The sequence below is a fragment of the Brevibacterium sp. Mu109 genome, assembly GCF_900169375.1.
Classification (GTDB): domain Bacteria; phylum Actinomycetota; class Actinomycetes; order Actinomycetales; family Brevibacteriaceae; genus Brevibacterium; species Brevibacterium yomogidense_A.
Map to the genome: position 1 here is coordinate 1 of NZ_FXZF01000023.1, position 12,955 is coordinate 12,955.

Genomic DNA, 12,955 nt, shown 5'->3' on the forward strand with positions numbered 1-12,955 from the left:
CCCAGCAAATAAATAACTGGCATCATCAAAAACAAACAAACACGCTATTGAGTTCTCAAAGAACAGACACACAAACCGATCCAACCAGACACAAACAACGCCCAGCCCTCACCGAAAGGTGCTCTCCGTATTCAGAAGCCCGCTTCTCCCGAAGGGGCTTCGTTAGTCTAGCGCCCGAACTCGCTTCCTGCAACTCGACTCGCCGTCGTGCTCCAGAACTTCATTCGAGCTTCACTGCCTCGCTCACATCCTGAGATGTTCGCTTTGAGGCAACGAGAGATAACTCTAGGTCATCCGCTGCGTGCTTCGCAAATCCGCTTGGCGTGATCTGCTCCACCTGATCAGCCCTGAGGCTTCTCCGCATTCAATTTCATCGTCTGCCCCTCGATTCACCCCAGCCCGTCTCACCTGCGGTTTCACCGTAGTTTCAACGTCCCGAAGCTGCATCTCGTCGAGGCAACGAGGACAAACCTATGTCTTTCGTTCAGAGCCGCGCAACTCGATCGGGGGTGATGTGCGCCTCACCGCCGGAGCCTCGCCCGCTCACTGCGCGTCGCCCGCTCACAGCAGTTGTGCGAGTCACAGCGGCTGCGCGAGCTCCGGGCCCTCGTTCCTCACGTTCCCGACAGCGGTTCCCACCCTGTAGCGGTCGATCGACCGCGCGTCGAACGATGTGAGATTGCGGGAGAGGAACTCCTCCGCATCGCCCGCGTCGGCCGTCGGGTCGATCCACTCCCCGACCTCGTCACGGCTCAGCATGACGGGCATTCGATCATGCACCTCGGCGAGGTGCCCCTGAGCCTCCGCAGTGAGGATGGTGGCGGAGACCAGCCACCCCGAGGAGGCTGCCGCATCCGTCCCGACCGCGCGACTCTCCTCCTCGTCCAGCTTCTTGAACTCGAAGAGGCCGGCCATGAAGAGGTGGTCGTGCCCGATGGCGTGCATCATCCAGGGCTGCTTCCCCTCCGGCGTCTTCACCCATTCGTAGTAGGCGTGCACCGGGATCACCGCCCGCTGCCGCGCGAAGGCGGATCGGAACATGGGCTTCGTCCGCACAGTCTCCGACCGGGCGTTGAAGGCCCGAAAGCCGATCTTCAGATCCTTCGCCCACCCGGGGACGAGTCCCCACCGGGCCGGTTCGAGGCGACGCTGGACGAGCCCATCAGCGTCCGGGCGATCGACGATGATCGGCACGGTTCCCCCCGGTGGCACGTTGTAGCGCTCCCGGTGCTCGTATGAGCTGTGCTCGATGTCCAGCTCGTCGACCAGGTCCGAGGGATCGAGCGCCATATTGATCCGACCGCACATGCTCCTGATCCTTCCACCTCTATACACTCGGGCCAACCCCCTCGGCACCCGGGCAAAGGGGACGGAAGGATGTGCTGCCGACGATGACTGAAGGCTTCGACCCGATCGATGAGTCCCGACGCCAGTGGACGCTCCACGGCTGGGAGGACGAGGCCGACGGGATGACGCTGGTCATCTCTGTGATGCGCATCCACCAGCTGTTCCTCGCACGGGTCGACCGCGTCCTGCGACCGCTGTCGCTCACATTCTCCCGCTATGAGGTGCTCGCCCTCCTCGCCTTCACACGACGGGGCAGCCTTCCGATGAACAAGATCACGAAGCGCCTGCAGGTGCATGCCACGTCGACGACGAACTCGGTGGACCGGCTCGAGGCCGCGGGACTGGCACGACGTCGACCGCACCCGGAAGACGGACGCACCACGCTCGTGGAGATCACGGAGGACGGCCGTTCACTGGTCGCTCGCGCCACCGATGAGCTCAACAGCGCGGTCTTCGGGCAGCCGGGGGTCCCCCAGGACAGCGTCCACGACCTCCTCACCCGCCTTGCGGAGCTGCGCGGAGCACTGGAGAGCCCCGACTCCCCTCTCTGACTCAACTGGGCTCTGACTCAACAGGTCTCCGACCCACCCGGCACCGTCTCCGCCCGCCCCAGCCCGGACCTCGGCGGAATCATGACCTGCATTACTTGGACGTCCTAGCAATTCTGCGTACGATTGGACCGAACCCGCATCCCTGCGGTCGTCGGCCGGTCCTCGACCGGCTTCAACTGCACAGCACGCGGACACCAGCAGAAGATCGGAGGCGCGCATGTCGCGCAGCACAGCATCGGTCATACCGTTCGGCCTCACAGAGGAGCAGCAGGAGCTCTTCGCGATGTGCCGCACGTTCGCAGACGAAGAACTCGCTCCCCACGCACTCGAATGGGACGCCGAGGGGCACTTCCCCGTCGACGCCATCCGCCAGACGGCGGAGCTGGGGATGGGCGGCATCTACATCGACGAGGAGTACGGCGGCGCCGGACTGGGGCGCATGGACGCAGTCCTCGTCTTCGAGGCGCTCTCCACCGGCTGCCCCGCGGTCGCCAGCTACATGTCGATCCACAACATGGTCGCGAAGTGCCTCGAGCTGTTCGCGACTGAGGAGCAGAAGCAGCGCTGGCTGGTCCCGATGGCCTCCTTCGAAGCGCTGACGAGCTACTGCCTGACGGAGCCCAACGCCGGATCGGACGCCGCGGCGCTCAAGACCTCCGCCCGCCGCGACGGCGACGGCTACATCCTCAACGGCGTGAAGCAGTTCATCTCCGGCGCCGGCAGCTCGGACCTCTACCTCGTGATGGCCCGCACCGGCCAGGACGGCGCCCGCGGGATCTCCGCCTTCATCGTCGAGGACGGGACCGAAGGACTCAGCTTCGGACCGAACGAGAAGAAGATGGGATGGAAGGCCCAGCCGACCCGCCAGGTCTTCATGGAGAACGTCCGCGTGCCCCTCGAGAACAGGATCGGCGACGAGGGCACCGGCTTCCGGATCGCGATGTCCGGCCTCGACGGCGGTCGTCTCAACATCGGCGCCTCGTCGCTCGGCGGCGCTCAGTCCGCCCTGGAGAAGGCCATCACCTACATGGGCGAGCGGCAGGCGTTCGGCCAGGACCTGACAGGGTTCCAGGCGCTCCGCTTCGAGGTCGCAGACCTCCAGACGAAGCTCGAGGCCGCCCGCTCCCTGCTGTGGCGCGCCGCGTCCGCCTACGATGCGGACGATCCGAGCACCACGCTGCTGTCCGCGATGGGCAAGCTCACCGCCACGGACACGGGCTTCGATGTCGCCAACCGCGCACTGCAGCTCTTCGGCGGATACGGCTATCTGGCAGAGTACGGAGTGGAGAAGCTGGTCAGGGACCTGCGGGTCCACCAGATCCTCGAAGGAACCAACGAGATCATGCGCGTGATCATCTCGCGCAGGAGCACAGGAGTGGGATGACGATGACAGCAACGGGCGACGAAGCCTCGGTTCTCACCCGCATCGAGGGCGGGCTGGGTCGCATCGAGCTCAACAAGCCCAAGGCGATCAACGCACTGTCCGCGGACATGGTGGCGATCATCGCGGAGGCACTCGCAGCGTGGAAGCACGACGACGCGGTGAGAGCCGTGCTCGTGACGGGACGCGGCGACCGCGGCCTGTGCGCCGGCGGGGACATCAAGGCCATCCATCGCGACCTCGTCGAGGAGACGGGCGAAACACTGGAGTTCTGGGCGGACGAGTACGCCGTGAACTACGAGATCGCCCACTACCCGAAGCCCTACATCGCGTTCATGGACGGGATCACGATGGGCGGCGGCGTGGGGATCTCCGCGCACGGCTCCCATCGGATCGTCACGGAGACGTCGAAGGTCGGGATGCCGGAGACCGGGATCGGGCTGTTCCCCGATGTCGGTGGCACGCACCTGCTCGCCCGCGTCCCCCAGCCGGGCGTCGGCATGCACCTGGCACTCACGGGGCAGCCGTTCGGCGCCGGCGACGCGATCCGGTACGGGTTCGCGGACACCTTCGTCCCCCGGGAGCACCTCGATGACCTCGCGGCTGCGCTGGCGGAATCGGCTGACGACGTCGATGCCGTGATCGCCCGCTTCGCTGACGATGCCCCTGCGTCCGAGCTGGCGGCCGATGAGGGCTGGATCTCCTCCTCGTACGACAGCTCGACCGCCGCCGAGGTCGTGGCCGCCCTGCGTGCCCACGACGACGAACGCGCGCGGGCGGCCGGCGACCTCATCGCCGCGAAGTCCCCGTTGTCCGTGGCCGTCACCTTCGAACTGGTGAGGACAGCCGGTGCGATGGGGCTCGACGAGGTGCTGGAACGCGATCTCCGCACGGGTGCGGGCATCAGCGCCCAGCCCGATCTGCGAGAAGGCATCCGCGCCCAGGTGATCGACAAGGATCGCAATCCCCAGTGGTCACCGGCGACGCTCGACGACGTCGATGACGAGCTCGTCATCTCCATCCTTGCAACAGAGCAGACGCGAAAGGTCTTTTCATGAGCACTCCCGCCACATACGAGACGATCCTCGTCGAGTACGCCGAGGGCATCGCGACGATCACCCTCAACCGACCAGACTCCCTCAACGCGCTGAACCTCACGGTCCTCGAGGACGTCACCGCTGCGGCCGCGGATGCGGATGCCGATGACAGCGTCCGCGCGATCATCCTCACCGGTGCGGGCAAGGCATTCGCCGCCGGCGCGGACATCAAGCAGATGGCCTCGCTGGACTTCGCGACCGCCTACCGGAAGAACTGGTTCGCCGGCTGGTCGCGCCTCAGCGACGTCTCGAAGCCGATCATCGCCGCAGTCAACGGCTTCGCTCTGGGCGGCGGCTGCGAACTCGCGATGATGGCCGACATCCTCATCGCATCGGAGAAGGCGAAGTTCGGCCAGCCGGAGATCAACCTCGGCGTGCTCCCTGGCATGGGCGGTTCCCAGCGGCTCACCCGCGCCATCGGCAAGGCGAAGGCGATGGACCTGTGCCTCACCGGCCGCATGATGGATGCCGAGGAGGCGGAGCGGTCCGGTCTCGTCGCGCGAGTCGTCGCGCACGATGCGCTGCTCGAGGAGGCGGAGTCGATCGCCGCGACGATCGCGTCGAAGTCGCTCATCGCCTCGAGCATGGTGAAGGAGGCAGTGAACGCCGCCTTCGAGACGACCCTCCAGCAGGGCCTCTCCTACGAGCGCCGGCTCTTCCATTCGTCGTTGGCGACCAACGACCAGTCCGAGGGGATGGCGGCGTTCATCGAGAAGCGGAAGCCGGACTTCACCGACTCCTGATCCTCACCCTCGCGATCTGCGGGCCCCGGAGCGACGACGAGTCGCTGTGGGGCCCGCAGTCGTTCGCACAGCCGCCGCCCGGCCGCACTTTTCGAGCGTTCGACTAAGGGCTAGGCTGTTCACACGCCGTCATCGCAGACGCACAGAAGGAGAAACATGTCACTTCCTGAAGCACTCGCTCGCCCCCTGAGCGTGCCCGTCATCGCCTCACCCATGTTCATCGCGTCCGGACTCGACCTCATCAAGGCGCAGTGCCAGGCCGGCATCGTCGGATCGTTCCCGACCCTCAACGCCCGCCCTGCGGAGATGCTCGCCGACTGGTTCGACGAGATCTACGAGGAGAACGATGCGTTCGCATCGGCGAACCCCGGCAAGCCGGTGGGTCCCGTCGCCGCCAACCTCATCGTGCACCGGACGAACGACCGCCTCGAGCACGACCTCGGTGTCGTCGTCGACAAGAAGGTCCCGATCGTCATCACGTCCCTGGGTGCGCGTGAAGAGGTGAACGAAGCCGTCCACAGCTACGGCGGCATCGTGCTCCACGACATCATCAACAACCGCTTCGCCCACAAGGCGATCGAGAAGGGCGCGGACGGACTCATCGCCGTGGCCGCAGGTGCCGGCGGCCACGCCGGCGCGCTGTCCCCCTTCGCACTCGTGCAGGAGATCCGCGAGTGGTTCGACGGCCCGCTGGCCCTGTCCGGCGCGCTCGCCCACGGCCGCTCCGTCCTCGCAGCCCAGGTCATGGGCGCGGACTTCGGATACGTGGGGTCGGCATTCCTGTCGACACCGGAAGCCAACGTCGTCGACGGATACCGTCAGATGATCGTCGATTCGAGCGCCTCTGACATCGTCTACTCCAACCTCTTCACGGGCGTGCACGGGAACTACCTGCGCGGGTCCGTGGAGAACGCCGGACTCAACCCGGATGATCTCGAGGTCTCCGACCCCTCGAAGATGACGTTCGGCTCCGACCGGGACGGCAAGAAGCCGAAGGCCTGGAAGGAGATCTGGGGATCCGGTCAGGGGATCGGCATGATCAGCGAATCGGTCTCCGCACGTGAGCTCATCGCGCGCCTCGCAGCCGAGTACCGGCAGGCACAGGCCGGCCTCGGACAGGCGGCATGACCATGCGACGCGCCGGACGGCGTTCAAGCATCGCCGCCGCGGCGCTCCTGCCCCTGCTCGCGGTCTCCGCCTGCGGCGGCTCGGACGACAGCGGCTCAGACGATGGGATGGGCCTCGTCGAATCGGGAGTCCTCACCGTCTGCACCACGATGCCCGCCCCGCCCTTCGAGTTCGAGGAGGATGGGGAGGCCAAGGGTCTCGAGATCGACCTCGCCCAGGCACTGGCCGAGCGACTCGAGGTGGAGCCGGAGTACATCAACTCCCCGTTCGAGTCGATCCAATCGGCGGCCGCCCTCGACACGGGGCAATGCGATATCGCTCTCGCCGCGATGACGGTGACCGAAGAGCGCGAGTCGAAGATGCAGTTCTCCGACTCGATCGTCTACGACAACCTCGCACTCATGGCCAAGGAGGACGCGGGCTACTCGTCGATCGACGACCTCGGCGATTCCAAGGTCGGCGTGCAGGACGCGACGACGAGCTCTGAGTTCGCCGCTGAACAGGGCCTCAACACGGTCCAGTTCGAGGCGTCGTCGCTCCTCCAGCAGTCGCTGCAGGCCGGACAGATCGAAGCCGGCATCGCGAACATCTCGCTGGTGCTCGCGGTGATGCAGGCGGACGACTCCGTCGAGCTCGTCGAATCGTTCGACACGGACGAGCACCTGGCGGCCGCAGTGCAGATGGGCGGCAGCCCCGTCCTCGAAGAGTTCAACGCCCTGCTCGCAGACATGCGCGAGGACGGCAGCTACGACGAGCTCGTCGAAGACTGGTTCAAAGACGCCGCTGACGCGGCGAAGGTGCCTGCCGACGAGGCCTCCAGGGGCTGACCGGCCCCATCGCCCAGCAGCATCGCTGCGCACGCAGAACCGCCCGTCGGACTCTCCCGGCGGGCGGTTCCGCGTGCTCGTCAGCCGAACAGCCAGAAGAGCAGGCCGACGACGATGAAGTACAGCGAGTTGGGCAGCGCCAGTATCATCGTCTTCACCGGATCGACGCGCTGGTTGAGGGACGCACCCACCAAGCCGCAGACGACGAACGCCGTGAGGCCGACGGGCGGTAGGTTCTGCGCGCCGCTCGCGATGTGCGAGGCGCCGAGCGCAACGGCGACGGAGCCGCCGCCGGCTGCGACGAGAAGCGGCCCGGCGAACGGAACGACGACAGTCTGCGCGGTCGTCTGCGACCCGGTGATCATGCCCAGCACGGCGATGACGACGACCGCTCCCAGGGCGACCGCGTTCCCGGACAGGCCCTGTGCGGCCTCGGCCACGGTGTCGATCGCTCCGGAGACCTGAAACATTCCGACCATGAAGCCGGCGCACAGCTGGAGGAGAAGTGTCCCTCCTACGTTCTTCGCACCTGTGACGACGATGGAGCCGACGTTCTTCCCGACCGTCGGATACAGGAGTGCGAACAGGGTCGCTGCGATGATCGCGAGCACGACGAGATTCGAGAAGCCACGGAGGATCGGTGTGGAGTCGAGGAACGCCAGAGCCGTCGACCCGCCTGGCAGCAGAGAGAAGAGATTGACCCCGAAACCGGTGTCGAGCACGACGATGAGGGCCAGGAGCGCAAGCGGCCCGAAGACAGGCCACGTTCGCCTCACCAGCGCGCCGAGGGTCTCGGTGGGGATGAGTTCGACGGGAAGCGACCGTCCACGGACATAGCGGAACGACTGCAGCAGCACGAGGATGAGCGACCCGGTCACGGTTGCGTAGGCGATCGTCGCAACCGGCGCCGGATCGATCTCGAGCAGGGACGCTGAGAGGAAGACAGCCTGGCTGATCGGAGGCATGACGGAACCGATCGAGGCGCCAACGAGGATCATCATCGCGATCGCCTCGGCGGGGATCTTCAGTTCCGCGAGAGCACGGATGACGAGGAAGCCGATGACCGTCGCTGCTGCGATCGCATCGCCCAGAAGGGAGCCGGCGAGCGTCAGGGTCACGAACGTCGCGGCGATGAGGCCGCGCGGAGAGTTCCCGAATACTCTCCGGAGGACGCCGAGCACTGCGTCCATCGTCCCGAGTCGCACCTGACTCTCCGCGTAGATCGACCCGAAGAGGCTCAGGCACATGACCCATGCCAGCGTGTCGATGCCGTCCACGATGCCCGCCCCCAGCGACGGCAGCGACGGCTCCCCCATCACCCATGCTGTGAGCCCGGCTGCGACGAGTGCGATGCGCACATCCCCGCCGATGACCGGAATGGTTTTGACGGTCGCGATCGTGAAGAGCACGATCAGCGGTAAGACGACGACCAGCACTCGTACTCCTCGATGCGCGACTGTGTGACCCGGCGCACGATTCTATCTGCAGTGCCAGGAGACGCAGAAACGCCTTCGTCCGACGTGTGTGCACGCGTCGGACGAAGGCGTTCAGGGGCCGGCGCTCAAGCGGCCTGCCCTCCTACGAGGCTGGAACCGGGTCAGAAGTCCCAGTCCTCGTCTTCTGTCGATTCTGCCTTGCCGATGACGTAGGAGGAACCGGACCCGGAGAAGAAGTCGTGGTTCTCGTCTGCATTGGGCGACAGCGCTGCGAGGATCGCCGGATTCACATCCGTGACGTCCTTCGGGAACATCGGCTCGTAGCCCATGTTCATGAGCGCCTTGTTCGCGTTGTAGTGCAGGAACTTCTTCGCGTCCTCGGCCAGCCCGACCTCGTCGTACAGGTCGTGCGTGTACTGGACCTCGTTCTCGTACAGGTCGAAGAGCAGGTTGAACGTGAAGTCCTTGAGCTCGTCCTTCAGCTCCTGGCTCGCCCCGTCGAGTCCCCGCTGGTACTTGTACCCGATGTAGTACCCGTGCACCGCCTCGTCACGGATGATGAGGCGGATGAGGTCAGCGGTGTTCGTGAGCTTCGCCCGCGAGGACCAGTGCATCGGCAGGTAGAACCCGGAGTAGAAGAGGAACGACTCGAGGATCACCGAGGCGATCTTCCGCTTGTGCGGATTGTCCGCCTCGTAGTGCGAGACGATGACCTGCGCCTTCTTCTGCAGATTCTGGTTCTCCGCCGACCAGCGGAACGCCTCGTCGATCTCCGTGGTGTTCGCCAGCGTGGAGAAGATCGAGGAGTACGACTTCGCGTGCACCGACTCCATGAACGCGATGTTCGTGTAGACGGCCTCCTCATGCTGCGTGATCGCATCGGGGATCAGCGAGACCGCGCCCACGGTGCCCTGGATCGTGTCCAGGAGCGTGAGGCCGGTGAAGACCCGCATCGTGAGGAGCTTCTCCGCCTCCGTGAGCGTCGTCCACGACTGCACGTCGTTGCTCAGCGGCACCTTCTCCGGCAGCCAGAAGTTGGATGTGAGGCGGTCCCAGACCTCGGAATCGACCTCGTCCTCGATGCGGTTCCAGTTGATCGCGTCGACGGGCGAGACGATCTGCTGGAGGTTCTCAGTCATACGATCTCCTCGGAAACGGGATGTGTGCGGTGCGGGGCGAGGGTCAGAGCATGCATGAGACGCAGCCCTCGACCTCTGTGCCCTCCAGCGCCAGCTGACGCAGACGGATGTAGTAGATCGTCTTGATCCCCTTCCGCCATGCGTAGATCTGGGCCTTGTTGATGTCGCGCGTCGTCGCGGTGTCCATGAAGAACAGCGTGAGCGACAGGCCCTGGTCCACGTGCTGCGTGGCTTCGGCGTACGTGTCGATGATCTTCTCGTAGCCGATCTCGTACGCGTCCTGGTAGTACTCCAGGTTGTCGTTCGTCAGGAACGGCGCGGGGTAGTAGACGCGGCCGATCTTGCCTTCCTTGCGGATCTCGATCTTCGAGGCGACCGGGTGGATCGAGGACGTCGAGTTGTTGATGTACGAGATCGAACCGGTCGGCGGCACGGCCTGGAGGTTCTGGTTGTACATGCCGTGCTCGGCGACATCAGCCTTCAGCTGCAGCCAGTCGTCCTGCGTGGGGATCTGGATGCCGGCCTCGGAGAACAGCTGCGCGACGCGCTCCGTGCGCGGGGCCCAGGTCTGCTCGGTGTACTTGTCGAAGTACTCCCCCGTCGCGTACTTCGAACGCTCGAAGCCGGCGAACGTCCGTCCGCGCTCCTTCGCGATCTCCATCGACGCACGCACCGCGTGGTAGGTGACGGAGTAGAAGTACATGTTCGTGAAGTCCAGGCCCTCATCGGACCCGTAGAAGATGCGCTCGCGGGCGAGGTACCCGTGCAGGTTCATCTGCCCCAGACCGATCGCGTGGCTCATGTCGTTGCCGCGCGCGATGGATGGCACGGAATTGATGTCCGACGTGTCGGAGACTGCGGTGAGACCGCGGATCGCGGTCTCGATCGTGCCGCCGAAGTCCTCTGAGTCCATCGTGAGTGCGATGTTGAGCGAACCGAGGTTGCAGGAGATGTCCTTGCCCACCTGGTCATAGCCCAGCGACGCGTCGTACTGGCTGGGCTCCGACACCTGGAGGATCTCCGAGCACAGGTTCGACATCGTGATCCGGCCGTCGATCGGGTTCGCCCTGTTCACCGTGTCCTCGAACATGATGTAGGGGTAGCCCGACTCGAACTGGATCTCTGCCAGCGTCTGGAAGAAGTCGCGGGCACTGATCTTCGTCTTGCGGATCCGCGCGTCATCGACCATCTCGTAGTACTTCTCCGTCACGGAGATCTCCGTGAACGGCACACCGTAGACGCGCTCGACGTCGTACGGGCTGAAGAGGTACATGTCCTCATTGGTCTTCGCCAGCTCGAACGTGATGTCCGGGACGACGACACCCAGGGAGAGCGTCTTGATCCGGATCTTCTCATCCGCGTTCTCACGCTTCGTGTCGAGGAACCGATAGATGTCCGGGTGGTGTGCGTTGAGGTACACCGCACCGGCACCCTGGCGTGCGCCCAGCTGGTTCGCGTAGGAGAACGAGTCCTCGAGCAGCTTCATGACCGGGATGACGCCGGACGACTGGTTCTCGATCTTCTTGATGGGCGCCCCGTGCTCACGGATGTTCGTGAGCGAGAACGCCACGCCGCCGCCGCGCTTCGACAGCTGGAGTGCGGAGTTGATCGACCTGCCGATCGATTCCATGTTGTCCTCGATGCGCAGGAGGAAGCACGAGACGAGCTCGCCGCGCTGCTTCTTCCCCGCGTTGAGGAAGGTGGGGGTCGCCGGCTGGAAGCGGCCGGTGATGATCTCCTCGACCAGGCGGGTCGCGAGCGTCTCATCGCCGCGGGCGAGGAACAGCCCGACCATGACGACACGATCCTCGAACCGTTCGAGGTAGCGCTTCCCGTCGAACGTCTTGAGCGTGTAGGACGTGTAGTACTTGAAGGCGCCCAGGAATGTCTGGAAGCGGAACTTCTTCGAGTACGCGAGGTCCGAGAGGCGCTGGATGAACTCGAACGAGTACTGGTCCAGCACGTCCTTCTCGTAGTAGTCGTGGTCGACCAGGTAGTCGAGCTTCTCCCTGAGGTTGTGGAAGAAGACCGTGTTGTTGTTGACGTGCTGGAGGAAGTACTGACGCGCTGCCTGGCGGTCACGCTCGAACTGGATGCGGCCGTCCGCATCGTACAGATTCAGCATGGCGTTGAGTGCGTGGTAGTCGAGTTCTGTCTCCTCGCGGATGATCGCCTCGACGTCTCTTTCTACACTGGTGCTTGACACAGTTCGTCCAATCCCTTGTTGACGTTCTCGGCGTCCTCGGGCATTCCGAGGAGCTCGAAGCGGTAGAGGACCGGCACTCCGCACTTGGCGGCCACGATGTGCGCCGCGCGGCAGTAGTCCTCGCCGAAATTCGTGTTCCCCGCGCCGATGACTCCCACGAGCTTGTCGCGGTTGTCCTTGACGTTGAGGAACTTGATGACCTGCTTCGGCACGGAGCCCCGATTGATGCCCGCGCCGAAGGTGGGGGTGATGAGGACGAAGGGCTCAGCGATGAGCGGGGTGGGGGCCTTCGTCACGAGAGGCAGGCGCAGCACCGGATGATGCAGCTTCTGCGCGAACTTATGGGTGTACTCGGAGGGGCTCGAATAGTAGACGACGAGCAACGAGCATCACCTCGCTCAGGCTACGGAGGATGCCGCGTCCGCCTGCGCATCGAGGGTCCCGATCTTGTCAGGGCGGAAGCCCGACCAGTGATCGTCGTCGGTCACCACGACCGGTGCCTGCATGTAGCCCATCGCCTTCACGACGTCGAGCGCCCCCGGGTCCCTGCTGAGGTCCACCGTGCGGTACTCGACACCTCGTGCATCGAGGGCGCGGAAGGTGGCATTGCACTGCACGCAAGAGGGCTTCGTGTACACCGTGATCATGGGATTCCCGTCCTTCGTCCGCTGTCTGAGTGCCGTCCGACCGCTGCGCTCCCGCAGCGACCAGACCACTAGATGTTGTGTTCATGGACAACGGTACCCCCATATGGTGTGTTACACCAGTGTGGTTCGACCGCTCTCCGCGTGTCGTGCACAGGGGGTGCACACACCCGATCCGACTTCTCCACAGGGTGTGAACAACAGCCGTGTGGTTCGCCTTCCCGCCCCTCGCGCGGGATGCGGAGTCCGACGGGGTTCCGGAGAGCACCTCGCGTCCCCATGTCGTCCCCAACCGGAGCCTGCGGATCCACACCAGAAGATTTTCCGCCGATGGGTCGCAGCTCACCGATGGACGGTGTCCGACCCCACTGTTCCGGAACCGCCACACCGGAGTGAGCGCGGTGTCAGCGGGCACCGATACCGTGGTGTGCAGCGACCACGGGACCGCACCGGCCC

The 12,955-nt window shown here is 64.9% G+C and carries 12 protein-coding genes; 6 read left to right on the forward strand and 6 right to left on the reverse strand.

Annotated elements, in window-relative coordinates; translation table 11 throughout:
- Positions 1-579: 579 nt before the first annotated feature.
- Positions 580-1,308 (reverse strand): SOS response-associated peptidase, encoded by a 729-nt coding sequence (locus BSP109_RS13055; protein WP_087004973.1) that lies wholly within the window; start codon positions 1,306-1,308, stop codon positions 580-582.
- An 83-nt stretch (positions 1,309-1,391) separates the two neighbouring features.
- Here BSP109_RS13055 and BSP109_RS13060 point away from each other — a divergent pair, with 83 nt between their 5' ends.
- The 6 genes from BSP109_RS13060 to BSP109_RS13085 all read left to right on the forward strand — a co-directional run bounded on the left by BSP109_RS13060 (position 1,392) and on the right by BSP109_RS13085 (position 7,074).
- Entirely contained in the window at positions 1,392-1,898 is a 507-nt protein-coding gene (locus BSP109_RS13060; RefSeq protein WP_087005092.1) for a MarR family winged helix-turn-helix transcriptional regulator, read from the forward strand.
- Positions 1,899-2,115: 217 nt separating this feature from the next.
- Positions 2,116-3,282 (forward strand): acyl-CoA dehydrogenase family protein, encoded by a 1,167-nt coding sequence (locus BSP109_RS13065; RefSeq protein WP_101601187.1) that lies wholly within the window; start codon positions 2,116-2,118, stop codon positions 3,280-3,282.
- Positions 3,279-4,337 (forward strand): enoyl-CoA hydratase/isomerase family protein, encoded by a 1,059-nt coding sequence (locus BSP109_RS13070; RefSeq protein WP_087004979.1) that lies wholly within the window; start codon positions 3,279-3,281, stop codon positions 4,335-4,337. Before BSP109_RS13065 ends, BSP109_RS13070 begins: the two co-directional genes overlap by 4 nt.
- A complete protein-coding gene (locus BSP109_RS13075) occupies positions 4,334-5,119 on the forward strand; it encodes an enoyl-CoA hydratase (protein ID WP_087004982.1) in 786 nt (261 codons plus the stop codon). The genes BSP109_RS13070 and BSP109_RS13075 overlap by 4 nt, the downstream gene beginning before the upstream one ends.
- A 156-nt stretch (positions 5,120-5,275) precedes the next feature.
- Entirely contained in the window at positions 5,276-6,247 is a 972-nt protein-coding gene (locus BSP109_RS13080) for a nitronate monooxygenase family protein (protein ID WP_101601189.1), read from the forward strand.
- The gene (locus BSP109_RS13085) at positions 6,244-7,074 is read left to right on the forward strand and encodes an ABC transporter substrate-binding protein (RefSeq protein WP_257944693.1); all 831 of its coding nucleotides are present in this window, start codon (positions 6,244-6,246) and stop codon (positions 7,072-7,074) included. The genes BSP109_RS13080 and BSP109_RS13085 overlap by 4 nt, the downstream gene beginning before the upstream one ends.
- 80 nt (positions 7,075-7,154) lie before the next feature.
- Here the strand turns inward: BSP109_RS13085 and BSP109_RS13090 are convergent, their stop codons facing one another.
- The 5 genes from BSP109_RS13090 to nrdH form a co-directional block, all read right to left on the reverse strand.
- Entirely contained in the window at positions 7,155-8,510 is a 1,356-nt protein-coding gene (locus BSP109_RS13090; protein ID WP_101601192.1) for a TRAP transporter large permease subunit, read from the reverse strand.
- A 161-nt stretch (positions 8,511-8,671) separates the two neighbouring features.
- Positions 8,672-9,649, reverse strand: a complete 978-nt coding sequence (nrdF, locus tag BSP109_RS13095; protein ID WP_101601193.1) for a class 1b ribonucleoside-diphosphate reductase subunit beta — start codon at positions 9,647-9,649, stop codon at positions 8,672-8,674.
- Positions 9,650-9,692: 43 nt separating this feature from the next.
- Positions 9,693-11,855 carry a class 1b ribonucleoside-diphosphate reductase subunit alpha gene (gene nrdE, locus BSP109_RS13100; protein WP_101601195.1) on the reverse strand — a complete coding sequence of 721 codons (2,163 nt, stop codon included), beginning with the start codon at positions 11,853-11,855 and terminating at the stop codon, positions 9,693-9,695.
- Complete coding sequence (gene nrdI / locus BSP109_RS13105) at positions 11,837-12,238, reverse strand: class Ib ribonucleoside-diphosphate reductase assembly flavoprotein NrdI (protein ID WP_087004998.1); 402 nt, start codon at positions 12,236-12,238, stop codon at positions 11,837-11,839. Before nrdI ends, nrdE begins: the two co-directional genes overlap by 19 nt.
- A 15-nt stretch (positions 12,239-12,253) precedes the next feature.
- Positions 12,254-12,502, reverse strand: coding sequence for a glutaredoxin-like protein NrdH (gene nrdH / locus BSP109_RS13110; protein WP_087005098.1), 249 nt, complete (start codon positions 12,500-12,502; stop codon positions 12,254-12,256).
- Positions 12,503-12,955 lie beyond the last annotated feature (453 nt).